Source organism: Micromonospora sp. M61 (genome assembly GCF_018070245.1).
In the GTDB taxonomy this organism is placed as follows: domain Bacteria; phylum Actinomycetota; class Actinomycetes; order Mycobacteriales; family Micromonosporaceae; genus Micromonospora; species Micromonospora zamorensis.
In genome coordinates, this window is record NZ_JAGPYA010000020.1 from 1 (window position 1) to 24601 (window position 24601).

A 24601-nucleotide genomic window follows, 5' to 3' on the forward strand; every position below is an offset into this window, starting at 1 on the left:
GGGTGGGCGGGGGCCGTTTGGGGGGGCGGGTTGCGGTCGGGGCGCACGTCAGTGCTCGGTTGGTGGGGCGGCCGGGCAGCTTCACGCATCGGCGGATGCAGTTTTTCACACAGGACTTCCGGCTTTAGCTACCGTTCAGTAACGTCCGCCACACAGGAGCGCGACCGGGGTCGGATGTGTCGAATGCCGACATGGTGGTCGTGCCCCACCGGCGCCGACGATGGCAGCACCCCGGCCCATTCGGGTGCGGACGAACCGGAGGTCACCGTGCAGGACATCCTCGAAGCGATCATGGCGGCGGAGGAATCGAACGACCCGGACCGCGAGCTCGCCGGCGTCGCCGGGCTGCCCGTACCGGAGAGCTACCGGGGTGTGGTGGTCCGCGCCGAGGAGTCCCGGATGTTCGACGGCATGGCCACCCGGGACAAGGACCCGCGCAAGGCGCTGCACGTGCAGGAGGTGCCGACGCCGGAGCTGGCGCCGGGCGAGGCACTGATCGCGGTGATGGCCAGCGCGATCAACTACAACACCGTGTGGACCAGCATCTTCGAGCCGGTGTCCACCTTCAAGTTCCTCCAGCGCTACGGCCGGCTCTCCGAGCTGACCCGCCGGCACGACCTGCCGTACCACGTGGTCGGCTCGGACGCGGCCGGCGTGGTGCTGCGCACCGGCCCCGGGGTGACCCGGTGGGCACCCGGCGACGAGGTGGTCGCGCACTGCCTCTCCGTCGAGTTGGAGGACGCGGCCGGGCACGACGACACCATGCTCGACCCGCAGCAGCGGATCTGGGGCTTCGAGACCAACTTCGGCGGGCTGGCCGAGATGGCGGTGGTCAAGGCCAACCAGCTGATGCCGAAGCCGCGACACCTGAGCTGGGAGGAGGCGGCCAGCCCGGGGCTGGTCAACTCCACCGCGTACCGGCAGCTCGTCTCGCACCACGGTGCCAACATGAAGCAGGGCGACGTGGTGCTGATCTGGGGCGCCTCCGGTGGCCTCGGCGGGTACGCCACCCAGATGGCGCTCAACGGCGGCGCGATCCCGGTCTGCGTCGTCTCCTCGCCGGAGAAGGCCGAACTGTGCCGCCGGATGGGCGCGGACCTGGTCATCGACCGGGCCGCGGAGGGCTTCCGGTTCTGGAAGGACGAGGAGACCCAGGACCCGGACGAGTGGAAGCGCCTGGGCGAGCGGATCCGCGAACTGACCGGCGGCGAGGACCCGGACATCGTCTTCGAGCACCCAGGTCGGGAGACCTTCGGCGCCAGCGTCTACGTGGCCCGGCGCGGTGGCACCATCGTCACCTGCGCGTCCACCAGCGGTTTCCAGCACCAGTACGACAACCGCTACCTGTGGATGCACCTCAAGCGGATCGTCGGCAGCCACTTCGCCAACTACCACGAGGCGTGGCAGGCCAACCGCCTTGTCGCGCTGGGCAGGGTGCACCCGACGGTGTCCCGCACCTACCCGCTGGAACAGACCGGTCAGGCCGCGTACGAGGTGCACCGCAACGCCCACCAGGGCAAGGTCGGGGTGCGCTGCCTGGCACCGACCGACGGCCTCGGCGTACGCGACGGGGAGTTGCGGGCCCAGCACGAGGACGCGATCAACCGGTTCCGGGGGCACTGACCGGCGCAGGCCGGTTCTGGCGGGCACTGACCGGCGCACGGCCGGTTCCGGGGGCACTGACCGGCGCACGGCCGGTTCTGGCGGGCACTGACCGGCGCACGCCGGTTCGGGGCACTGACCTGGACACCAGCCGGACGGATGAGCGGTGGATGGCCAATGCGGTGATCGGCCATTGTTCTTCCAACCCGATTAGCGTGCGGTTGCTCGGATCGAACAAAGGGCCTCGGGGTAACCCCGGGGCCCTTTTCCGGATCACGCGGCATGGTGCCCGTCCCGCCCGGGACCTGCCAAGATCGCCGATTGGTCCGGCTCTGCCGATCGCGGAAGTTGACCATGTAAAGAGGGCACGAAAGCTCCGCACCGCTCTTGCGAAGCACCCTGGGGCGTCTGCCAGTATGTCCCAATGCCCCAGCAGCAGTCCTCCCCTCTCGCGTTCTTCGATAACGCGAACTCGCAGCCAGATTTCACCGTAGGCCTACGCGGATACAACACTCACCAGGTCGACGACTTCCTCGGCCGGATGACCGCCGCGCTGACCCAGTCCGAGCAGGCCCGTGCCGAGGCCGAGCAGCGGATGAACGACGCCCAGCGTCGGCTCCGCCAGGCCGAGCAGCGCATGAGCGCGCTGGAGCAGAAGCTCACCGACACGAACAAGCAGCTCGAAGAGAACAGCCGGCCCACGCTCTCCGGGCTCGGCACCCGGGTCGAGCAGATCCTCCGGCTCGCCGAGGAGCAGGCCAACGACCACCGCAACGAGGCCAAGCGCGAGTCGGAGGGCATCCTCTCCGCCGCCCGCCTCGAGGCTCGCGAGATCACCGACAAGGCACGTGCCGAGGCCGCGGCCATGAAGGCCAGCGCCGAGCGCGAGGCCGGCAACCTGCGTACGGCCGCCGAGCGCGAGGCCGCCGAGGTCCGGGTGCAGGCCCGCCGCGAGGCCGACACGCTGCGCGCGGACGCCGACCGCGAGACCAAGCAGCTTCGCACCGTCACCGCGCACGAGGTGGCCGAGCTGAAGTCGACAGTCGAGCGGGAGGTGGCCACCCTCCGCGCCACCGCCGAGCGCGAGATCACCCAGCAGCGGGCCAAGGCCGCCCGCGAGGCTGAGGAGAAGCGCGCCGAGGCGACCAAGCTGCTGACCGACGCGCGGGACAAGCGGGACAAGGACCTTCAGGCCCTGGAGCTCCAGCTCGCCGAGCGGCGGGAGAAGGCCGAGCGCGAGGAGTCCGAGCGCCACGCCGCCCAGGTCGCGCAGACCCAGAAGCTGGTCAGCGAGGCCGAGCAGCGTGCCCGGGCCGCGCAGGAGCGTGCCAAGGAGATCGAGCAGCGCGCCGAGGCCCGGCGGGTCGAGTCGGAGCGCAACGCCGCCGAGACGGTCGACAAGGCCAAGGCGCACTCCGAGAAGACGCTCAACGAGGCCAAGGCCGAGTCGCAGCGCCTGCTCACCGAGGCCCGCACCGAGGCGGAGCTGACCACGCAGGCCGCCCGCCGCGAGGTCGATGACCTCACTCGGCAGAAGGACGCGGTCACGTCGCAGCTGGGCCAGATGCTCTCCGGACTCGCCGGCATCGTTCCGGGCATGCCGGCCGCTGCCGCTCCCGCGCCCAAGCCGGAGGCCAAGAAGACCGAGGGCGGTCAGGACCGGGTCCCCGCGGAGTCCGCTGGCTGACGCGAGGCCGTCAGGTCGGGGCATCGAACGGCGCGAGGTGACACCGGGTGACCGGTTCCACCTCGCGCCGTATGCGTTTCCCAGTTCGTGGAATCTCCCGCTCGCAACGGAGTGAAGTAGCTCGCACAAGGCCCGTCCGTATCGCCCCAGCAGGGCCCGTTGCGTGTGAGGATGGGGGCATGTCGCACGGCGAGGAACTGTTCGCTCTCGGCGGGGACGTGACGACGGAGCCCAGCTTCGAGTCCGCTCTGCGGGGGTACGAGAAGAAACAGGTCGACCGGTATGTCGCGCGTGCCGAGCACGAGATCGCGACCCTCGCCTCCGAACGGGAACAGGCGTACACACAGATCCACAAGCTCGCCGGCCAGGTCGAGGTGCTGCAACGCGACCTGACTCAGGTGCGCAAGCAGATGAACGTGGTGGACCGCGCCTCGTTCCGGCACCTCGGTCCGCGGGTCGAGTCGATCCTCACTCTCGCGGAGGAGCAGGCCGAGCAGATCCTGGCCGATGCGAACGGGGAGATCGAGGCCCGCCGCAACGCCGCTGAGCACATCATCGAAGAGGCCCGCGAGCAGGCATCGCGGGCTCTGAAGGACTTCGAGATCGCCCTCGCCGCGCGCCGCGCGGAGGAGGAGCGGCACAGCACCGCCAAGCGGGCCGAGGCGGACGCGACCCTGCGGGCTGCCAAGGACGAGTCGGCACAGCTGCGTAAGGCGGCGCAGGACGCGCTGGCGAAGGCCCAGCAGGAGGCCACCCAGCTACGCGACTCCGCCAAGGAGATCCACACCCGGGCCCAGCAGGAGTCGACCAAGCTGCGCGAGTCGGCTCGTGAGGCACTGGTCAATGCCCGGCAGGAGGCCAGCGACCTGCGCGAGGCGGCCAAGGAGGTGCACGCCAAGGCCCTCCAGGAGGCCAAGCGGCTCGCCGACGCCGCGACCGAGGCCGGCCGTGCCACCCACGCCAAGGCGCAGCAGGAGGCCAAGCAGATCATCGACGACGCGTCGATGGCTGGCCGTGCCACCCGCGCCAAGGCCCAGCAGGAGGCGGAGCGGCTGACCACGCAGGCCTCCGAGTCGGCCAAGCGCAACCGCGCCGAGACCGAGGCGTACGTGCAGCGGATGCGCGCCGAGACCGAGGGGTACGTCAAGCACGCCAGGGCGCAGACCCAGCAGGAGCTGGGCGCGTGGCGGGCCGGGGTGGAGCAGGAGGTCAACTCCCGGCGGGAGGCGGCCGACCGGGAGCTGGCGCAGCGGCGGGCCACGGCCGAGCAGGAGTACGCCAAGCGTCGCGACGAGCTGGAAAAGCAGCACAAGTCCCGCCAGCAGGAGCTGGAGACCGGGTTCACCAGCCGTCAGCAGGAGATGGAGACGGCTTTCACCGCTCGCCGCGACGAGCTGGAAGCCGAATACTCCGGCCGCAAGAACGAGCTGGAGACCGAATACACGGCCCGCAAGAACGAGATCGAGCAGGGCGCGGCCGGGATCCGGCAGGCTGCCGAGCAGGCCGCGGCGGCGCTGCGCCAGCGGTCCGAGGCGGAGGCCGCCGAGCTGCTGCGCCGGGCCGAGACCGAGGCCGGCGACAAGCGCCGCAAGGCCGACGAGCATGTCGCCGCCTCCCGCCGGCAGTTCGAGGAGTACGCGGCCACCACCCAGCAGCACCTGGCCACCACTCAGCAGCACCTGGCGGCCACCCAGCAGGAGTCGGCGGCGGGCCGGCAGCAGCTCGCCCAGGTGATGTTGGAGATCGCCCAGGCCCAGCAGCAGCTCGCTGACCTTCGGCAGGAGACGTGGAAGTCCCGGCAGGAGTCCGACGAGCTCCAGCGGCAGATGGCTGAGCTGCGGTTGCAGAGCGTCGCGGGGCCGATCGACGGCCCGACCGCGCCGGCCGCCGGTGACGGTGCGAGCCGGAGCGCGGCTGACGACGGGGACGACGGCGCGACCGTGTCCCGCGCGGCGACCGTCCCTGACGCGGCGACCGTCTCAGATGCGGCGACCGTCGATGCGGGCACGCCGGCCGGGTCGGGTGCGGCTACCGGCCTCAAGACCGAGCCTGCCGACACCCGGCAGCCGGTGAACGCCGGGGCCGAGGGTGCCGGGCAGTCCACGACCCGACCGGTGGCCGAGCCGGTGACCACCGTCGACGGAGGCGCGGCCAGCGCCGGGGTGGACGGGGAGCCCACCGTGGCCGCCGTTCCGGGCGAGGGTGGCCGTGGCGCCAAGCCGACCAAGATCACCAGCACCGGTGAGAACGGCAAGCGGCCCAGCAAGCCGACCACCGACGAGCGCAGCGCCAAGCCCAGCAAGGTCACCATCGAGAAGGACTGACGGCCGGCGTCGCCAGCCGCATGACCCACGCGAGCATCGAGATCTTGGACAGTTTCCGTTACCCGGGCCTGCCGCGCTAACGGAAACTGTCCAAGATCTACGCGTCGGCGGGAGCTAGATGATGTCGGGTGGTGGGTCGAGGCACGGACGCCGGCTGGGCGGGCACACGGAACACCAGGTTGACGACCTTGTGGTCGATAGCGACCATGAAGTCGCTACGCTGCTGACGCGCTGAGAGATGATCAGAAACAGCCGTCGATGCCGCCGGTCGTCCGACGGCTCGAGCCGGGAGGTCCCTGGTGCCACAGCACGACCCGTCGGCTGATGATCCGGACGCGACGCCCGATCCCCCGTCGACCGAGACCGCACCGGTCGACACACCACCGCCGGTGCCGGTGCCCGCTCCGGGAATCGACCCGGACGAACCGCCGGCGGTCCCGTCCGGAAAGTTCGGCACTCCGGGGCGCCCGCTGCGCCGCAGCAGCTTCCTGATCGGCTTCACTGGCGCGTTGGGCGTGCTGCTGGCGTACACCCTTTATCTGGGGATTCGCAATGCCGGCGGCATCCTGGTGCTGGTGGTGATCGCGCTCTTCCTGGCGGTCGGTCTCAACCCGGCGGTGGTCCGACTACGCCGCTGGGGCGTGCCGCACGGCCTGGCGGTGGCGGGGGTCGCGTTGACCGTGGTGCTGCTGCTCTGCGGCGGCGTGGTCGCGCTGGTCCCGCCGATCGTCACCCAGTCGGGGCAGTTCATCGACCAGATCCCGAGCCTGCTCGACGAGTTGCGCCGCAATCCGACGGTCAACGACCTGGTGGAGCGGTACGACGTGGTGGAGCGGGTGCAGGGCGCTGCCAACGCGCAGACCATCGGGCGGGCCCTCGGCGGGGTGCTCGGCGGTGCTCAACTGATCTTCGGCACGGTGTTCCGGACGCTGACCGTGCTGGTGTTGACGATCTACTTCCTGGCCTACTTCAACAAGTTGCGCTCGCTGGGCTACTCGCTGGTGCCCCGCTCTCGGCGGGAGCGGGTGCAGCTGATCGGCGACGAGATCCTGGCCAAGGTCGGCGCCTACATGGTCGGGGCGCTGAGCATCGCGGTGCTGGCCGGCGCGACCACCTTCGTGTTCGCGTTGATCGTCGGCCTGCCGTACCCGTTCGCGCTGGCCGTGGTGGTCGCGGTGACCGACCTCATCCCGCAGATCGGCGCGACCCTGGGCGCGGTGATCGTGAGCCTGGTCGGCTTCGCGTCCGACCTGCCCACCGGCATCGCCTGTGCGGTCTTCTTCCTCATCTACCAGCAGGTGGAGAACTACCTGATCTACCCGAAGGTGATGCGGCGCTCGGTGGAGGTCAACGAGGTGGCCGCCCTGCTCGCCGCACTGCTCGGGGTGGCGCTGCTGGGCGTGGTGGGCGCGTTGATCGCCATCCCCACGGTGGCCGCGCTGCAACTGATCCTGCGCGAGGTGGTGCTGCCCCGCCAGGAGCGGCGCTGAGCCGTCAGTCGCCCGGCTGCGGCACGGGCGTGTCCGCGAACGAGGCCACCGTCCGGTCGGCGTACGCGCTGACGTCGCCGGCCTCCATCGGGCCGTCCCAGGTCGTCGGGAGCGGCACCTCGACGGCCGGGTTGACCCGCCGGACGATCTCGTCGAGCACCGTCTCCGCGTCGCCCACCCAGAGGTGCTTGGCACCCGGGACGCCGACCACCTCGGCCTGCGGCACCGCAGCGAACCGCTCCCGCGCCTCGGCCGGGCGCAGGTAGTCGTCGAACTCCGGCACCAGCGCCGTCAACGGGCGACCCGAGGCGGCCCAGGTGGCCAGATCCTCCGGGGCCGAGAAGCGCAGCGGCGGGGAGAGCAGGATCGCACCGGCGATCGCCGGGTCGCAGCCGTACTTCAACGCCAGGTCGGTGCCGAACGACCAGCCGACGAGCCAGATGTTGGGCAGCTCGGCGAACTCCGCGTACTCGATGGCGGCGGCAACGTCGTACCGCTCCCCCACCGCGCCGTCGAACGCACCCTCGCTGGTGCCGCGCATGCTGCTGGTGCCCCGGGTGTTGAACCGCAGCACGGCCAGGTCGGCCAGCGCGGGCAGCCGCCAGGCCGCCTTGCGGAACACGTGGCTGTCCATCATCCCGCCGTGCGTGGGCAGCGGGTGCAGGCAGACCAGGGTGGCCACCGGCGGCCGGTCGGCCGGTAGTGCCAACTCGCCGACCAGCCGCAGACCATCGGCGGTGTGCAGCTCGATGTCCTCCCGGCGGCCGGGCAGGATCGACGACGCGCGGATCGCTGTGCTCACCGCCCAAGTCTGGCGCGAAGTCGCCGCCACCGCCCGCCCAGGCGGTAACAGGGTGATCCAGGTCGCTCAGCCGTGGCGCGAGGCGCCCCGGACAGGTCGCTCAGCCGTGGCGCGAGGCGGCCCCGGGCAGTCGCTCAGTAGCGCGGGGCGCCCCGGCCGCGCTGCACCGCCGGGCCGCGTCGCTCCCTGGCACGCCAGCAACCGCTGTGCCAGTGCCGCCGGTCGGTCAGATCACCCAGACCGTCTGCCGGCCAGGCCACCAGGTGCGCCACCCCGGGTGGGATCTCCTGGTTACAGCCGGGGCAACGGTACGTCTTGACCGACGCGCCCGCCCCGATGCCGCGCACCTGCCAGGCGCCGTCGGTCCACTGCTGCACCGAGGCGACACCCTGCCGGACGCGGTCGGCGTCCAGGTTGGCGTTCTCGTCCCGGCGAGGGCGATTGCGACGGGGGCTCACGGTCACCAAGCGTACGGTCCGTCGGAGCGGACGGCCCGGGGCGGTCACCAGGTCGCGGGTCGGTCCAGGTGCTCGGCGACCCGCACCCCGAGCAGCACTGTCGTCGCGTCCGCCTCGCTGAGACTCAGCTCGTGGTTCAAGGCGGTGAACAGCTGGGCCCGAGGGATGTCCAGGAGTTCCAGCCGGGCGACGGCGGGGTCGTATGCGGTGTCGTGAGCGGGGTCGTAATAGGCGGGTCTACCGTCGATCATCCGGTTAGCCGGCGCCTTGGCCATCAGGGTGGTGCCCGCGTACTGGAACTCGACAGTCACCCCTCTGCCCTGGTCGTCGCTCACGCGCAGCATCACCGCGTACGCCGCCGGGAAGGTGCCCACGACCATCGAGCAGGTGGCGAACTGGACACCGGCCGGCAGGTCGGTCAACCGAACCGGACCGGCGCACCCGTACGCCCGATCGAGCCGCAACGCGGCGGCGGCTTCGTACAGGGGGCTCTCGTCCGGGCCGGACACGCTGGCTGCGGCGTACACGCCGGGAGTCGGCTGCCAGTAGCGTCGCCAGATCGGCACACCGTCCGGCCCGTCTGCGTGTGCCACCGTTCCGTCGTAAGGGTTGCCAGGGAGTCCCTCCACCGGCGGTGGGGTCCAAGCACCGATGGTTCGCAACAACTCGGCCGAGGTCAGCTCTACGGTGACCGTCCGGCCACCCACGTCGATCTTCGCGGTCTCCCTGCCGCCGCCGACGTTCCACTCCAGGAACCGGGAGCCACCCGGGGCGAGGCCGATGTGCAGCAGCGCGGGATCCTTGCCGATCTGGTCAGGCCGGGCCGCCGCACCCGGAGCGCCGGCCACCAGCGGCGGCAGGAAGGCAACAGTGGTCTCGGCCGAGCCGGGAGTGACAGTGGGACCGAGGCCGGGCAGGCCACCCAACGGCCCGGCGACCACGCCGGCACCGAGCAGCGCGATCACGCCCAGGGTGGCACCAGCGGAGACACGCCGCCGACGTACCCGGGTACGCCCCCGGCGCACCGCGCCGACCAGCAGCCGGTCGGTGTCCACGGTGCCCTCGGCACGGTCCCGCAGGGTTTGGACGATCCGCTCGTCGAGGTCGGTCACTGTCGGCTCCCGTTCGTGGCCGGGGCACCGCAGCGCTCCCGGAGGTTGGCGAGCGCCCGCATCGCGTGGGTGCGGACGGTGACCGGCGAGCAGTCCAGGATCTGGGCGATCGTCGCGTCGTCGAGGTCCTCGTAGAAGCGCAGCACCAGCACCGCCCGCTGGCGTTCGGGCAGGCCGAGGATCAGCCGCCACATCTCGTCCCGGTCGGCCGCCTCGCGGCCGAGGTCGCCACGCTGCGCCCGGTCGGCGAAGGTGTCGACGACCAGTTCGCGGTTGGACCGGCGTCGCCACCAGGAGTTGTTGGCGTTGACCAGCATCCGACGTACGTACACGTCGGGCCGGTCGGCCCGCGAGATCTTGCGCCAGTGCACGTACGCCCGGGACAGCACCTCCTGGGTGAGGTCCTCGGCCCGGTGCTCGTCACCGGTCAGCAGCCGCGCCAGCCGGATCAGGGCCGGGCCGCGGCTGCCGACGTACTCCTCGAAGGTCACATCCCTCAGACGCGGCCGGGCCCCTCCGGCGTTGACCCGTCAGCGGTGCGAGTGGTCGCGGAAGCCGCGGCGGGTCTTGCGGCCCAGGTAGCCGGCGGTGACCAGGTGCTCCAGCAGCGGCGCGGGCGCGAAGCCCGGCTCGCGCAGCTCCAGGTACAGCTCGCGCTGGATCGCCAGCGACACGTCCAGCCCGACCACGTCGAGCAGCTCGAACGGGCCCATCGGGTAGCCGCAGCCCAGCTTCATGGCGTGGTCGATGTCGTCGGCCGTCGAGTAGCTGGCCTCCAGCATCTTCACCGCGTCGTTCAGGTAGGGGAAGAGCAGCGCGTTGACGATGAACCCGGACCGGTCGCCGCAGACCACGCCGGTCTTGCCGAGGGTGGCGCAGACCGCGCGGGCGGTGGCGGTGGCCTCCGGGGAGGTGCGGATGGTGCGGACCACCTCGACCAGCGGCATGACCGGTGCCGGGTTGAAGAAGTGCAACCCCACCACGTCGGCCGGCCGATGGGTGGCCATCGCCACGTCGATCACCGGCAGCGAGGAGGTGGTGGTGGCCAGCACGACGCCCGGCTTGCAGATCTCGTCGAGGCTTGCGAAGAGGGCCTTCTTGACGCTCAGCTCCTCGACCACCGCCTCGACCACCAGGTCGACGTCGGCGAGGTGGTCGAGCGTGGCCGACCAGCTGATCCGGCCGAGCGCGGCGTCCCGGTCGGCCTCGGCGAGCTTGCCCCGCACCACGCCCTTGTTCAGCGAGGTCTTCACGGCCTCGCAGACCTTCGCGGACTTCTCCATGCCGCGGGTCACCGAGACGACCTCGTAGCCGGCCTTGGCGAAGACCTCGATGATCCCGGTGGCCATCGTCCCGGAGCCCACCACGCCGACCTTCGTGATGGCCCGCGCGCCGTCGGCGACCGCGGCCTCCGTGGCCAGCGGCGTCGCCTCGTCCGGTACGACCACCGGCGAACCGGGCCGCTCGTAGGTGTAGAAGCCCCGACCCGACTTCCGGCCGAGCAGCCCCGCCGTGACCATCTGCTTGAGCAGCGGCACCGGGGCGTGCCGGCGGTCCCGCCCGCCGCGCCGGTACATGGTGTCCAGGATCTCGTACGCGGTGTCCAGGCCGATCAGGTCCATCAGCGCCAGCGGGCCCATCGGCAGGCCGCAGCCGAGCTTCATCGCGGCGTCGATGTCCTCCCGGGTCGCGTAGTGCGCCTCGAACATGCCGACGGCGTGGTTGAGGTAGCCGAACAGCAGCGCGTTGGCGATGAAACCGGCCCGGTCGTTGATGGTGACGTCGACCTTGCCGAGCCGGGCGCACAGCGCCTCGACGTCGGCGACCACCTCGGGCGAGGTGACGACAGTGCGGACCACCTCGACCAGCTTCATCACCGGCGCGGGGTTGAAGAAGTGGATGCCGATCACCTGGTTGGGCCGGCTGGTGGCCACCGAGATCTCGGTGACGCTCAACGAGGAGGTGTTGGTGGCGAGGATCGTCTCCGGCCGGCAGACCCGGTCCAGCTCCGCGAAGATCCGCTGCTTGAGGTCCAGGTGCTCGGGCACCGCCTCGATGACCAGGTCGACGGAGTGCAGCGCGTCCAGCCCGACCGCGAAGTGCACCCGCTCGTGCAGGGCGTCGCGGTCGGCGGCGGCGAGCTTGCCCTTGGCGACGGCACGGTCGGTGGAGCCGGCGAGGGTGGCCCGGCCGCGCTCCAGCGCCGGCTCGGAGATCTCGACGGCCACCACGTCGATGCCGTTACGGGCGAAGACCTCGACGATGCCGGCACCCATGGTGCCCAGCCCCACCACGCCAACGGTGCTGAAATCGCGCGCCACGACCGGCCTCCCCAGAGACTCCGCACGGCCACTGAACGGCCGCTAAGGTTATGCGCGCGAGTCTGCCACGTGACGCTGGGTTGTCGAGACGCCGTGGGATATTTCACCCACACCGCCGCAGGGTGCAGGGACGCGGCGGGCCTGGTGCTCAGACTGCCGTCAGGCGGTGGGCACGGTGGTCAGGGCCAGCAGCTCCGCGACGAACTCCGCCGGGCGCTCCAGGTGCGGGCTGTGACCACAGCCGGGCAGCACCACCTCGTGGTACGCGCCGCCGGCCGCCGCGTACCGCTCCAGCACCGCCCGGGTCTGGCCGACCATTGGCTGCGGTGGGCAGGCGTCCTCGCCCGGCCAGCCGGGCACGAGACCCAGCGAGCCCAGGTACGCCAGGTCGAACAGAGAGGTGTCCGAGACGATGACGTCGGCGTCGCCGCGTACCCAGGTGACCGGGGGCTTCTCGGCGACGGCCACCAGCTCGTCGGCGAGCCGGAAGAAGGTCGGCGCGAGCGCGTTGAGCACGCCGCGTTCCCCCGGTGCGGTGCCCGGCCAGTTCTCCGAGGGCACCGCCGTGCCCGGGTAGTTGTCGTCCCCGGTGGCGGTGGAGAGCACGGTGTCCAGCAGCAGATCCTCGTCCTCGACCAGCGAGGCGGGATCGGCCACGTAGGTGGCTCGCAGCACGGCACGCGGGCTGGCCGGGGCGTCCGCGCTGCGGTCACCGGCCGCGAGCCGGGCGACGAAGTCCGGGTTGGCCGTGCCGGCGCCGGTGCCGGCGAAGTCGGGGGTGGTCGGCGTGCCGGTCAGGTCACGGGTGCCGCCGAAGCCGTACGGAGAGACCGGTGCCGCGAGCAGCACCGCTCCCACCCGGTGCGGATGGTCGACCAGCAGTCGCATCGCCACCCCGCCACCGAGGGAGTGCCCGACCACCACCGGGCGGGCGTCGGCACCGAAGAGCGTCGGGTCGTCCAGCAGGGCCGCCACGTCGTCGGCGAAGTCGCGCAGGCCCCGGGTGGCGTCCACCGGTGCCGTCTCGGAGTCGCCGTACCCCCGCAGGTCGGGGGCGACCACCCGCAGCGTCGGCGGCAGCCGCCGCACCAGCGGCTCCCAGAACAGCGCTGACGAGCAGTTGCCGTGGATCAGCAGCACCGGCGTGCCGTCCGGCGGGCCGGCCACCCGTACCGCCTGGGTGATGCCGTTAGCCGTCACGGTCCGCTGCTCGGTCTCCATCCGCGGCATGCTGCCATGCGGGCCCCCGCCGGTCCAGGTGTCCGGCAGACACCCGGGGCGCGCACCGGGTGTGGTCCGCACTCAGCCCCGGCGTGTGCCGAGTGGGAGGAAGGGGCCCTCCCGTCTCAGCGACGCCCGCTCGGCGGCGCGGCCAACGGCAGCGGCAGCGTCGGTCGGACGTCCCGCCGCGACGGCCCGAAGCTGAGCCCCACCGGGTCGGTGAGCGCCACACCGGGATCGAACAGGCGCAGCTCGGTCCGGCCGAGCCGGATCACGTCGCCGTCGGAGAGCAGCTCGACCTCGCTGATCCGTCGGTCGTTGAGCCAGGTGCCGTTGGTGGAGCCCAGGTCCCGCAGGGACGGCCCCTCCGGGGTCAGCCACACCTCGGCGTGCCGACGACTCAGATGCGGGTCGGCGATGACCACGTGGCAGGTCGGTGCCCGACCGATCACCTGCGGCTCGCCCCGCAGTCGAAAGCTCGCACCGCGCATCGGCCCACCCGCGACCGTCAACAGCGGCATCAGTTCCGGATGTTCCTCCATGGAAAGTCAGCCCTCCACCCCACACCGTCACTCCGCGCGTCAGCCTGCCATCAGACGGTAATCGTCAATACCGACCGGCCGGTCAGCCTCTCGTCACCTCCCGGCCACCTGCCGTTCGACGATTCGGGCGGACCGCACCGGCCACCGCTACCCTGACCTGCACTGATCAACGATCGGTCGGGGTGGAGCGACTCCCGTCCCGCCGCCCGGATCGGGGACCTACCAGCGAGTAGTTTTCGGGTCTAGACTTCCGTCATGACGGCTGTGCATGTCCCGGGGACCCCGGTCATCGAGGAGGGCCAGCTGGTTTCGACCAGCCCGGCCACCGGCATCGAGGCCGGTCGCCTCCCGATCGCCACCGAAGACGAGGTGCGCCAGGCCGTCGACCGCGCCCGGGCCGCCGGCGAATGGTGGGCCGGGCTCGGCTTCACCGGCCGCCGCGACCGGCTGCTGCGGTGGCGCGCGCTGCTCGCCAAGCGGATCGAGCAGTTGGCCGAGCTGGTGCACGTCGAGGGCGGCAAGCCGGTCGCCGACGCGATCGTCGAGATCGTCACCGCGATCGAGCACATCGACTGGGCCGCCCGCAACGCCGGCCGCGTGCTCGGCCCACGCCGGGTGCGGTCCCGGCTCATCCTCGCCGAGTTCTCCGGTCACCTCGAATACCAGCCGCACGGCGTGGTCGGCGTGATCGGGCCGTGGAACTATCCCGTCTTCACGCCGATCGGCTCCGCCGCGTACGCGCTGGCCGCCGGCAACGCCGTGGTGCTCAAGCCCAGCGAATACACGCCCGCCGTCGGCCAGTGGCTGGTGGACAGCTTCGCCGAGGTGGTGCCCGAGCACCCGGTGTTCACCGCCGTGCACGGGCTGGGCGACGTGGGTGCCGCTCTCTGCCGCTCCGGGGTCAACAAGGTGGCCTTCACCGGCTCCACCGCGACCGCCCGCAAGGTGATGGCCGCGTGCGCAGAGACGCTGACCCCGGTGCTGATCGAGGGCGGCGGCAAGGACGCCATGATCGTCGACAGCGACGCCGACCTGGACGCCGCCGCGGAGGCCTGCGTCTGGGGTGGCATGACCAACGCGGGCCAGACCTGCATCGGCATCGAGCGGGTCTACGCCGTCGACTCGGTCTTCGACGCCTTCGTCGACAAGGTGGTGGCCCGCGCCGGTCAGCTGACCGTCGGGCCGGAGGGCACCGACATCGGCCCGATCACCATGCCCCGGCAGATCGACGTGATCCGCCGGCACATCGACGCCGCGATCGACTCCGGTGGGCGCGCCGTGCTCGGTGGCCCGAGCGCCGTGCAACCGCCGTACGTCCACCCGACCGTGCTCGTGGACGTGCCGGAGGAGTCGGCCGCCGTCCAGGAGGAGACCTTCGGCCCCACGTTGACCATCAGCCGGGTCCGCGACGCCGACGAGGCCGTCACCCGCGCCAACGCCCTGCCGTACGGCCTGGGCGGCTCGGTCTTCGGCCGACGGCGCGCGGTGGCCATCGCCCGGCGGCTGCGCTCCGGAATGGCCTCGGTCAACTCCACCCTGACCTTCGCCGGCATGTCCACCCTGCCGTTCGGCGGGGTGGGCGACTCCGGCTTCGGGCGGATCCACGGGGAGGACGGGCTGCGCGAGTTCGGCCGGGCCAAGGCGATCACCCGGCGTCGTGCCCGGTCACTGCTGCCGTCGATGACCTTCGAACGGACGCCGACCGACGTGGCCCGGCTCGTCAAGGCGATCAAGGTGATGTACGGAAGGTGAGTGTCAGATAGCCGATCTTCAAAGAAGATCGGCGAATCGACATGTGTGTACGGGTGGTTACGGCGGTACATTGCGTTAAATGGGCCCCAATCGATTGCGCTACCGCCTTGTCGACAGTGACCAGTCGTGGAGCGCCCGGCGACGTCAGCACCGTTCGGACTGGCTGGCGCGCACGTTCCCCGACATCGGCGACATGCACGTGGTCGATCTCGGCGGCCGGCTCGGCACCTGGCACCGTGCCACCGTCCGGCCGGCCCGGGTGACAGTCGTCAACCTGGAGAAACCCCCGGCCGTCGTGCCGGAGTGGGCCCACGTCGAGCAGGCCGATGCCTGCGACCTCCCTGCGCGCCTCGCCGGGGGCAGCTTCGACATGGTCTTCTCGAACTCGGTGCTGGAGCACGTGGGTGGGCACGAACGCCGGTTGCGCTTCGCCGCCGCCGTCCGCTCGCTGGCCGACCGGCACTGGGTGCAGACGCCCTACCGCTACTTCCCCATCGAGCCACACTGGATCGCGCCGGGCATGCAGTTCCTACCGGTGCGGCTGCGCACCGCGTTCGCCAGGCGGTGGCCGTTGGGGCACAAGCCGACCCGGAGCCACGACGCCGCCATCCACCAGGTGCTCTGGACCGAACTGCTGGACCGCTCGCAGATGCGCCACTACTTCCCGGACTCGACCATGCTGGTCGAGCGGGTGTTCGGCCTGCCCAAGTCGCTGATCGCGGTGCGTACCGGGAGCTGAGCCGCTCAGACCTACCGGGAGCTGAGCCGCTCAGAACAGCGTCAGCTCGTCCTTCTCGATGCCCCGCAGCTTGTCGTAGTTCACGACCACACACCGGATGCCCCGGTCGGTGGCGAGCACCCGGGCCTGCGGCTTGATCTCCTGCGCCGCGAAGACCCCGACAACCGGGCTGAGCAGCGGGTCACGGTTCATCAACTCGAGGTACCGGGTCAACTGCTCCACCCCGTCGATGTCGCCACGACGCTTGACCTCGACGGCGACCGAACCGGAGTTGGCGTCCCGGCACAGCAGGTCGACGGGGCCGATCGCGGTCATGTACTCGCGGCGGACCAGCGTGAACCCCTCACCCAACGCGCTGGGGTTGGCGGCCAGCAACTCCTGGAGGTGCGCCTCCACCCCGTCCTTGCGCAGGCCGGGGTCGACACCCAGCTCGTACGAGGTGTCCTGGAAGATCTCCTCAAGGGTGATCCGCAACTCCTCGCCAGCCTTGTTGACCACCCGCCACACACCGGGGGCCTCCTCCAGCCGACATGGCGGGCTCATCCAGTTCAACGGCTTGTACGCCCGGTCGTCGGCATGAATCGACACCGACCCGTCCGCCTTCACCATCAGCAACCGGGTGGCCAGCGGCAGGTGAGCCGAGAGCCGTCCGACGTAGTCCACCGAGCACTTCGCAATGACCAACCGCACCCGACGAGGGTAGCCGAGCACCCACCGGTCGCCAGCGAGCGGCACTGGCGCGTCGATGCGATGCTGAAGACGTGTTCGAAGTTCTCACCGGCACTGGCCTCGCCGCATCGGCGGGCCTGAACGCCTACATACCCCTGCTCATCCTCGGTCTCCTCGGCCGTTACACCGACCTGATCGACCTGCCCAGCGGCTGGACCTGGCTCGGCAACGGCTGGGTCATCCTCATCATGGCGGTGCTGCTCGCCGTCGAGATGGTGGCGGACAAGGTGCCCGTGGTCGACCACATCAACGACATGGTGCAGACCGTGGTCCGGCCCACCGCCGGCGGCCTGGCCTTCGGCGCCGGTTCCTCGTCGGAGACCGTGACGGTCAGCGACCCGGGGAGCTTCTTCTCGTCCCACCAGTGGGTGCCGGTCGTCACCGGCGTGCTGCTGGCGTTGGGTGTGCACCTACTCAAGTCCGCGGCACGACCCGTCATCAACGCGACCACCGCCGGGTTCGGCGCCCCGGTCGCGAGCACCGCCGAGGACGCCACCAGCGTGGTGGTCTCCCTGGTGGCGATCATCCTGCCGGTGTTGGTGCTGGCTTTCCTGCTGGGCCTGGTGGTCTTCATCTTCTGGTTCTTCCGGCGACGCTCCGAGCGCCGCCGGGAACGCGACGCGGCCCGCGCCGCCGGCTTCCGCGTCTGACGACTGATCGACGGGTCAGGGCAGGTCGTTGGCGCGGCGGATGACGGTGACCAGGTCGTCGATGATGCCGGTGAGGGCGAAGTCCTTCGGGGTGAAGACCCGGGCGACGCCGGCGGCCCGGAGCGTGTCCGCGTCGCCGGCGGGGATGATGCCGCCCACCACCACCGGCAGGTCCGCCCGGCCGGCGGCGCGCAGCCCGTCGAGCACCGCCGGCACGGCGGCCAGGTGTGACCCGGAGAGCACGGACAGCCCGACCAGGTCGACGTCCTCCTCGACGGCGGCGGCGACGATCTGCCCCGCCGTCAGCCGGATGCCCTGGTACACGACCTCGAAGCCGGCGTCGCGGGCGCGTACAGCGATCTGCTCGGCGCCGTTGGAGTGCCCGTCCAGGCCGGGTTTGCCGACCAGCAGCCGCAGCCGGCCGCTGCCCAGCTCGCGGGCGGTGGCGGCGACCCGCTCGCGGACGGCGGCCAGGCCGGGGTCGCCGCCGCTGCCGGTGGCGCCGGCCAGGCCGGTCGGTGCGCGATACTCGCCGAAGACCTGGCGCAGCGCGCCGGACCACTCGCCGGTGGTCACCCCGGCCCGCACGCACTCCAGGGTGGCCGGCATCAGGTTGGTGGTGGTCGCGGCGTCCGCGCGGAGCCGGGCGAGGGCCGCGTCGACGGCGGCCGCGTCCCGGTCGGCCCGCCACCGGCGTACGCCCTCGGTGGCGGCCGCCTCGACCGCGGGGTCGACCTGCTCGACGGCTTCCGCGCCGGCGGCGGTCAGCGGGGAGGATTCGGTTTCGGTGTACCGGTTGACCCCGACCACCACGTCGGCACCGGACTCCATCCGCCTGCGGCGTTCGGCCAGCGACCCGACCAGCGCGCTCTTGAGGTAGCCGGTCTCCACGGCGGCGACCACGCCGCCCAGCTCCAGCACCTTGTCCAGCTCGACCCGCGCCCCGGTGACAATCTCGTCGACCAGCGCAGTCATCACGTGCGAGCCGGCGAAGAGGTCGGGATATTCGAGCAGATCCGACTCGTACGCCAGGACCTGCTGCATCCGCAACGACCACTGCTGGTCCCAGGGGCGGGGCAGGCCGAGCGCCTCGTTCCAGGCGGGCAGCTGCACCGCGCGGGCCCGGGCGTCGCGGGACATCGTCACGCCGAGCATCTCCAGCACGATGCGCTGGATGTTGTTCTCCGGCTGCGCCTCGGTGAGGCCCAGCGAGTTGACCTGCACCCCGTAGCGGAACCGGCGTTGTCTGGCCTCGGTGACCCCGTACCGGTCCCGGGTGATCTCGTCCCAGAGCACTCCGAACGCGCGCATCTTGGCGATCTCCTCGACGAAACGCACCCCGGCGTTGACGAAGAACGAGATCCGCTGGACCACGTCGCCCATCCGCTCGGCCGGCACCTGGCCGGAGTCACGGACCGCGTCGAGGACGGCGACCGCGGTGGCCAGCGCGAAGCCGACCTCCTGCACGGGCGTGGCCCCGGCCTCCTGGAGGTGGTACGAGCAGATGTTGACCGGGTTCCACCGGGGCATCTCCCGCAGCGTGTACGCCACCACGTCGGCGGTGAGCCGCAGGGACGCCGCTGGCGGGAAGATGTACGTGCCTCGGGACAGGTACTCCTTGATGATGTCGTTCTGCGTGGTGCCCGAGCAGCGGGCCAGCTCGGCGCCCTGCTCCGTCGCCACGGTGCCGTAGAGGGCGAGCAGCCACATCGCCGGGGCATTGATGGTCATCGAGGTGTTCGTGTCGGCGAGCGGGATGCCGTCGAAGAGCGCCCGCATGTCGCCGAGGTGCGCCACTGGCACGCCCACCCGGCCGACCTCGCCGGAGGCGAGCTCGTGGTCCGGGTCGTACCCGGTCTGGGTGGGCAGGTCGAAGGCGACCGACAGGCCGGTCTGTCCCTTCGCCAGATTGCGGCGGAAGAGGGCGTTGCTCGCGGTCGCCGACGAGTGGCCGGCGTAGGTACGCATCACCCACGGGCGGTCCCGCTCGGGCAGCCGTCCCGGAAATGCCGTCTCGTCCATGGCCGGAGTTTAAGTTACCGCCCAGTAAAAGGGGCTGTGGAAAACCACACAGGTCCATGTCGGGGACATCCGGGTGCGAAGCACCCGCAGTGGCGCGCACCGCCACACCCCGGGCACCGGGTCAGCAGGGTCAGGACGCACACTGGACGGCATGGATGACGAGCTGGCCATCTCCGTCCGAGGGCTGCGCAAGGCGTACGGCGACAACGTGGCGGTGGCGGGCGTGGACCTCGACGTGCGCCGCGGTGAGGTGTTCGCGTTGCTCGGCCCGAACGGTGCCGGCAAGACCACCACGGTGGAGATCCTGGAGGGCTACCGGCACCGGGATGCCGGCGAGGTCTTCGTGCTCGGCGCGGACCCGGCCCACCCGGACGCCGACTGGCGCTCCCGTGTCGGCATCGTGCTCCAGGGCACCGGCGAGTTCGACGAGCTGACCGTGGCCGAGGTTATCCGGCACTTCTCCGGCTTCTACCCCGCCGCCGACGACCCGGACAAGGTGATCGAGCGGGTCGGATTGGGCGCCAAGGCGAAGGCCCGTACGCACACCCTCTCCGGCGGGCAGAAGCGCCGCCTGGACGTGGCGCTGGGCATCATCGGTCGCCCCGAGTTGCTCTTCCTCGACGAGCCGACCACCGGCTTCGACCCGGAGGCCCGCCGCGAGTTCTGGGAGCTGATCCGCGACCTCGCCGCGGCCGGCACCACCATCGTGCTGACCACGCACTACCTGGACGAGGCGGAGGCGCTCGCCGACCGGGTCGGTGTGATCGCCGGCGGCCGGCTGGTCGAGGTGGCCGCCCCGAACCGGCTGGGCAACCGGCAGGAGGCCCTGGCCACGGTCTCCTGGCGTAACCCCGACGGGTCACCGGGAAGCGCACAGAGCGCCACACCGACGACGCTGGTGGCGGACCTGGCTGCGTGGTTCGGCGGCGAGGTCCCCGGCCTCACGGTGACCCGGCCGACCCTGGAGGACGTCTACCTCACGATGATCGGACACGCGCGATGACCACCACGACAAGGCCGGCGACGCCGGTCACCGCGACCCGCAGCCGTCGGCCCGGTGGCGGCGCGCTCGCGCTGCGCCAGGGCCGGCTGGAGATCACCCAGTTCCTGCGCAGCCGGGAGTCAGTGGTCTTCACCATGGGCTTCCCGATCATCATGATCCTGATCTTCGCGTCGATCTTCAGCGGGGAGATCGGTGGCGGGGTCAAGTACACCCAGTACTTCATCACCGGCATGATCGCGACCGGCCTGATGACGGTGAGCTTCCAGAACCTGGGCATCTGGATCCCGATCGAGCGGGACCGGGGGGTGCTCAAGCGCTACCGGGGCACGCCGATGCCGAAGTGGGTCTGGTTCGCCGGCAAGGTGATCATGGTGGTGGCGATCGGCATCGCCGAGACCGCGCTGCTGCTGGCCGTGGCGGTGGCGCTGTTCGATCTCGATCTGCCGGGCACCGCCGGCAAGTGGTTGACCTTCGGCTGGGTCGCCGGGCTCGGGGTGACCGCCTGCACCCTGTGCGGCATCGCCATCTCGTCGCTGGCCCGCACCGCACGCAGCGGCTCGGCGGTGGTCACCCCGGTCGCCCTGGTGCTCCAGTTCATCTCCGGTGTGTTCTTCGTCTTCACCGACCTGCCCACCTGGATGCAGCAGGTGGCGGCGCTGTTCCCGCTCAAGTGGATGTGCCAGGGGCTGCGGTCGGTCTTCCTGCCCGACGGCTTCGGCGCCCAGGAACCGGGCGGCTCGTTCGAGCTGGGCCGGGTCGCGCTGGTGCTGGCACTGTGGTGCGTCATCGGCGTGGTGCTCTGCATGACCACCTTCCGCTGGACCACCAAGCGCGACGGCTGACGCGGAGAAAGGGGGCGGACGCTGTGCGTCCGCCCCCTTTCCATGTCCCGCTCAGTACGTGTAGAAGCCCTTGCCGGTCTTGCGGCCCAGGTCGCCCGCGGTGACCATGCGCTGGAGCAGCTCCGGCGGGAAGAACTTCTCGTCGGCCGTGTCGGTGTAGATGTTCTTCGAGGCGTGCAGCAGCACGTCCACACCGGTCAGGTCGGTGGTGGCCAGCGGACCCATCGCGTGCCCGAAGCCGAGGCGGCAGGCCGTGTCCAGGTCCTCGGCGGACACCACGCCGGACTCCACCAGCTTGACCGCCTCCATGACCAGGGCGGAGATCAGCCGGGTCGTGACGAAGCCGGCGATGTCCCGGTTGACCACCACCACCGTCTTGCCGATCTCCTCGGCGAAGGCCCGTGCGGTGTCCAGCGCGGCGTCGCTGGTCTTGTAACCGCGTACCAGCTCGCAGAGCTGCATCATCGGCACCGGGGAGAAGAAGTGGGTGCCGACGACCGACTCGGGTCGCTCGGTCACCGCGGCGATCTGGGTGACCGGGATGGCCGAGGTGTTGGTGGCGAGCACAGCGTCGGCCTTGCAGATCTTGTCCAGGGCACGGAACACCTCGTGCTTGATCTCCAGCCGCTCGAAGACCGCCTCGACCACGATGTCCGCGTCCGCCGCCGCCTCCAGGTCGGTGGTCGGGGTGATCCGGGCCAACGTCGCCTCGACCTCGGACGCCTCGATCTTGCCCTTCTCGGCGAACTTTTCCAGCGACTTCCGGATGCCGCCCAGCCCTCGGGTGGTGGCCGCGTCGTCCAGGTCGCGCAACGTCACCTGCCAGCCGGCCTGCGCCGCCACCTGAGCGATGCCGGAGCCCATCAGCCCGGCCCCGACGACCGCGAGTCGACCCGCCATCTACTTCTCCCTCGCTGCGATTGAGTGCCTGCAAACACCCTAGTCGGCGAGCCTGAACGATGGCTAAGGGGCGTCCGGGAGGTGCCTCCCGGCAAGGAGGCGGTCCCGCACCGGCTCCCGGCATGGAAGCGGTCCGGCGGCACTGCCCGGGCCTGACGTACGGCCTCCCGGCGGGTCAGATCTCCAGCGACGGTTCCTCCGGTGCGGTGCCCCGCTCGATCGCCACCCCGAGTGCGCGCAGGTCGGCCACGAAGTCCGGGTACCCCCGGTCGACGTGGTGCACGTGAGAGACCTCGGTGACACCCTGCGCGCAGAGCCCGGCGATGATCAGCCCCGCTCCGGCGCGGATGTCGGTGGCCCGCACCGGCGCACCGGACAGCCGACCCCGCCCACGGACGACCGCGTGATGCCCATCGGTCTTGATGTCCGCACCGAGCCGCATCATCTCGTTCGCGAACATGAACCGGCCGTCGAAGATGTTCTCGGTGATCAGAGAGGCGCCGTCGCTGACCGCGGCCAGCCCGATCGCCATCGGCAGCAGGTCGGTGGCGAAGCCGGGGTACGGCAGCGTCACCACGTCCACCGCCCGGGGCCGCTCGTCCATCCGTACGCGGAAGCCGTCCCCCCTGGTCTCCACCAGGCCACCGGCCGCCACCACCTTGTCCAGCGCGACCTCCAGGTACGCGGGGTCCAGCCCCGTCACCGTCACGTCTCCCCGGGTCATCGCCGCGCCGAACGCCCAGGTGCCGGCGACGATCCGGTCCCCCACCGTGGCGTGGCGCACCGGGCGCAGACCGGGGACCCCGGTGATCCGCAACGTGGACGTGCCCGCGCCGACGATCCGCGCGCCCATCTCGTTGAGCATCGTGCAGATGTCGACGATCTCCGGCTCGCGGGCCGCGTTGTCGATCATCGTGGTGCCCTGGGCGAGCACCGCCGCCATCACCAGGTTCTCGGTCGCGCCGACGCTGGGGAAGTCCAACACGATGTCCGCGCCGCGCAGCCCTTGCGGGGCGGAGGCGATGACGAACCCGTGCTCACCGGAGATCTCCGCGCCCATCCGGGTCAGCCCGGAGATGTGCATGTCCAGCCCCCGCGACCCGATGGCGTCGCCGCCGGGGTGGGCCACCCGCACGTACCCCCGGCGGGCCAGCAGCGGGCCGAGCACACAGATCGACGCGCGCAACCGCCGGACCAGGTCGTAGTCGGCCTCGGCACCAGGCTGCTCGGGCACGTCGATGGTCACCGAGCGGGACCGGGCCACCCCACCGCGGGCGACCATCGGGTCGACCGGGTCGTCCGCGTCGAACCGGACGTCGCAACCCAGCCGGCGCAGCACCTCCCCCATGATCGCGATGTCGGTGATCCGCGGGACGTTCGTGATCACGCTGCGGCCCGGCGCGAGCAGCGCGGCGGCCATCAGCTTCAGCGCCGAGTTCTTGGCACCGACCACGTGCACGGTGCCGGCCAGGCGGGCGTCACCGTGGACCCGGATGACGTCGACGTCGTTGACCGCCGTGTCGCCCGCGTCGCCGGGGCCCACCACCACAGGCCAACTGGCGGAGCTGTCCGGCCGCGCCGGGATCGTCAGGTCGGGAATCCGTAGGCTGTGCGTCATGGCCGTCCACCTCACGCGCATCTACACCAAGGCCGGCGATGCCGGCATGACCAGGCTGAGCAACAACGAGCAGGTGCCGAAGACCGATCCACGCATCGCCGCGTACGCGGATGTCGACGAGTGCAACGCGGCGATCGGCGTCGCGATCGCCATGGGCGAGCTCGACGAGGTGCTGCGGGGAGTGCTGGGGTCGGTGCAGAACGACCTGTTCGACGTCGGCGCCGACCTGTCCACCCCGGTCGAGCCGGAGCCGAAGTACCCGCCGCTGCGGGTGACCGAGGAGTACGTCGAGCGCCTGGAAGGCTGGTGCGACGAATACAACGCACGCCTGAGCAAGCTCGACTCCTTCATCCTCCCCGGCGGCACCGCAGGCGCGGCGCTGCTGCATGTGGCGCGAACCATCGCCCGGCGTGCCGAACGGGCGGCGTGGGCGCTGGTGGCCCACGATCCGGACCGAACCAGCACGCTCCCGGCAAAGTATCTCAACCGGCTCTCCGATCTGCTCTTTATCCTGTCAAGAACGGCAAATCCGGCGGGAGACGTGCTATGGGTGCCAGGCGGCAAGCGCTGACCTGAGGGCTCTGCACCACGTCGAGCAGTGACTTCCCGATCTGACCGCCCCCACGCCTACCTGAACCGAGTGGGCGACGTGATCGACTCGGGTTCAAGAAAAAGGGGCATCCAGACCAGCAGGACATCGAGTCGATCACCAGCGACGCAGAAGGCGGAACCCAGCCTCACCGGTAACGGCAGGTGACAAAAACCGCGCCAGAACGACGCAGGGTGC

Annotated in this window: 21 protein-coding genes; 10 read left to right on the plus strand and 11 right to left on the minus strand. The window is 71.0% G+C overall.

The annotated features are described in order from the left end of the window. The first annotated feature begins 267 nt into the window (after window positions 1-267). From ccrA to KBX34_RS13790, 4 genes are all read left to right on the plus strand, one after another. Window positions 268-1623, plus strand: a complete 1356-nt coding sequence (gene ccrA, locus KBX34_RS13775) for a crotonyl-CoA carboxylase/reductase (RefSeq protein WP_088951981.1) — start codon at window positions 268-270, stop codon at window positions 1621-1623. Between the two features lie 403 nt (window positions 1624-2026). After that, on the plus strand, window positions 2027-3289 hold the full coding sequence (locus KBX34_RS13780) for a DivIVA domain-containing protein (protein WP_210795853.1): 1263 nt from the start codon (window positions 2027-2029) through the stop codon (window positions 3287-3289). A 179-nt stretch (window positions 3290-3468) separates the two neighbouring features. Beyond that, on the plus strand, window positions 3469-5613 hold the full coding sequence (locus KBX34_RS13785) for a hypothetical protein (protein ID WP_210795855.1): 2145 nt from the start codon (window positions 3469-3471) through the stop codon (window positions 5611-5613). Between the two features lie 395 nt (window positions 5614-6008). Further along, entirely contained in the window at window positions 6009-7103 is a 1095-nt protein-coding gene (locus KBX34_RS13790) for an AI-2E family transporter (RefSeq protein WP_210925345.1), read from the plus strand. Between the two features lie 4 nt (window positions 7104-7107). Here KBX34_RS13790 and KBX34_RS13795 read toward each other — a convergent pair whose 3' ends face one another. The 7 genes from KBX34_RS13795 to KBX34_RS13825 form a co-directional block, all read right to left on the minus strand. Next, the gene (locus tag KBX34_RS13795) at window positions 7108-7905 is read right to left on the minus strand and encodes an alpha/beta hydrolase (RefSeq protein WP_099848156.1); all 798 of its coding nucleotides are present in this window, start codon (window positions 7903-7905) and stop codon (window positions 7108-7110) included. Between the two features lie 134 nt (window positions 7906-8039). Beyond that, window positions 8040-8363 carry a hypothetical protein gene (locus KBX34_RS13800; RefSeq protein ID WP_307847214.1) on the minus strand — a complete coding sequence of 108 codons (324 nt, stop codon included), beginning with the start codon at window positions 8361-8363 and terminating at the stop codon, window positions 8040-8042. A 44-nt stretch (window positions 8364-8407) separates the two neighbouring features. Continuing rightward, window positions 8408-9475 carry a hypothetical protein gene (locus tag KBX34_RS13805; protein WP_210795277.1) on the minus strand — a complete coding sequence of 356 codons (1068 nt, stop codon included), beginning with the start codon at window positions 9473-9475 and terminating at the stop codon, window positions 8408-8410. Beyond that, entirely contained in the window at window positions 9472-9966 is a 495-nt protein-coding gene (locus KBX34_RS13810) for a SigE family RNA polymerase sigma factor (protein ID WP_210925267.1), read from the minus strand. Before KBX34_RS13810 ends, KBX34_RS13805 begins: the two co-directional genes overlap by 4 nt. A gap of 39 nt (window positions 9967-10005) precedes the next feature. Further along, window positions 10006-11796, minus strand: coding sequence for a 3-hydroxyacyl-CoA dehydrogenase family protein (locus KBX34_RS13815; RefSeq protein WP_210795273.1), 1791 nt, complete (start codon window positions 11794-11796; stop codon window positions 10006-10008). Window positions 11797-11955: 159 nt separating this feature from the next. Next, entirely contained in the window at window positions 11956-13026 is a 1071-nt protein-coding gene (locus tag KBX34_RS13820; RefSeq protein ID WP_374223685.1) for an alpha/beta fold hydrolase, read from the minus strand. A gap of 116 nt (window positions 13027-13142) precedes the next feature. Further along, a complete protein-coding gene (locus KBX34_RS13825; protein ID WP_210925270.1) occupies window positions 13143-13559 on the minus strand; it encodes an FHA domain-containing protein in 417 nt (138 codons plus the stop codon). A 255-nt stretch (window positions 13560-13814) separates the two neighbouring features. Between KBX34_RS13825 and KBX34_RS13830 the strand changes: the two genes are divergently transcribed. Both KBX34_RS13830 and KBX34_RS13835 read left to right on the plus strand, forming a co-directional pair. Beyond that, the gene (locus tag KBX34_RS13830; protein ID WP_210925272.1) at window positions 13815-15311 is read left to right on the plus strand and encodes an aldehyde dehydrogenase family protein; all 1497 of its coding nucleotides are present in this window, start codon (window positions 13815-13817) and stop codon (window positions 15309-15311) included. Window positions 15312-15390: 79 nt separating this feature from the next. Further along, window positions 15391-16050: a class I SAM-dependent methyltransferase gene (locus tag KBX34_RS13835; RefSeq protein ID WP_210925274.1), complete on the plus strand. Its 660-nt coding sequence runs from the start codon at window positions 15391-15393 to the stop codon at window positions 16048-16050. A gap of 30 nt (window positions 16051-16080) precedes the next feature. On the opposite strand, the gene nucS is transcribed toward KBX34_RS13835, so the two are convergent. After that, window positions 16081-16740, minus strand: a complete 660-nt coding sequence (nucS, locus tag KBX34_RS13840) for an endonuclease NucS (protein WP_088951983.1) — start codon at window positions 16738-16740, stop codon at window positions 16081-16083. Window positions 16741-16811: 71 nt separating this feature from the next. Between nucS and KBX34_RS13845 the strand changes: the two genes are divergently transcribed. Further along, complete coding sequence (locus KBX34_RS13845) at window positions 16812-17429, plus strand: DUF4126 domain-containing protein (RefSeq protein WP_088949898.1); 618 nt, start codon at window positions 16812-16814, stop codon at window positions 17427-17429. 15 nt (window positions 17430-17444) lie between these two features. On the opposite strand, the gene KBX34_RS13850 is transcribed toward KBX34_RS13845, so the two are convergent. After that, a complete protein-coding gene (locus tag KBX34_RS13850; RefSeq protein WP_210925278.1) occupies window positions 17445-19451 on the minus strand; it encodes a protein meaA in 2007 nt (668 codons plus the stop codon). A gap of 151 nt (window positions 19452-19602) precedes the next feature. Here KBX34_RS13850 and KBX34_RS13855 point away from each other — a divergent pair, with 151 nt between their 5' ends. Together KBX34_RS13855 and KBX34_RS13860 are read left to right on the plus strand one after the other, a co-directional pair. After that, window positions 19603-20454 (plus strand): ABC transporter ATP-binding protein, encoded by an 852-nt coding sequence (locus tag KBX34_RS13855; RefSeq protein WP_210795264.1) that lies wholly within the window; start codon window positions 19603-19605, stop codon window positions 20452-20454. Next, complete coding sequence (locus tag KBX34_RS13860; protein WP_210925280.1) at window positions 20451-21296, plus strand: ABC transporter permease; 846 nt, start codon at window positions 20451-20453, stop codon at window positions 21294-21296. The genes KBX34_RS13855 and KBX34_RS13860 overlap by 4 nt, the downstream gene beginning before the upstream one ends. A 51-nt stretch (window positions 21297-21347) precedes the next feature. Here the strand turns inward: KBX34_RS13860 and KBX34_RS13865 are convergent, their stop codons facing one another. Further along, the gene (locus KBX34_RS13865) at window positions 21348-22196 is read right to left on the minus strand and encodes a 3-hydroxyacyl-CoA dehydrogenase family protein (protein WP_088949905.1); all 849 of its coding nucleotides are present in this window, start codon (window positions 22194-22196) and stop codon (window positions 21348-21350) included. A gap of 175 nt (window positions 22197-22371) precedes the next feature. Continuing rightward, window positions 22372-23814, minus strand: a complete 1443-nt coding sequence (gene murA, locus KBX34_RS13870; protein WP_210795260.1) for a UDP-N-acetylglucosamine 1-carboxyvinyltransferase — start codon at window positions 23812-23814, stop codon at window positions 22372-22374. Here murA and KBX34_RS13875 point away from each other — a divergent pair. Beyond that, complete coding sequence (locus tag KBX34_RS13875) at window positions 23813-24385, plus strand: cob(I)yrinic acid a,c-diamide adenosyltransferase (protein WP_088949907.1); 573 nt, start codon at window positions 23813-23815, stop codon at window positions 24383-24385. The two genes, murA and KBX34_RS13875, sit on opposite strands and share 2 nt — an antisense overlap. The last annotated feature ends 216 nt before the right edge of the window (window positions 24386-24601 follow it).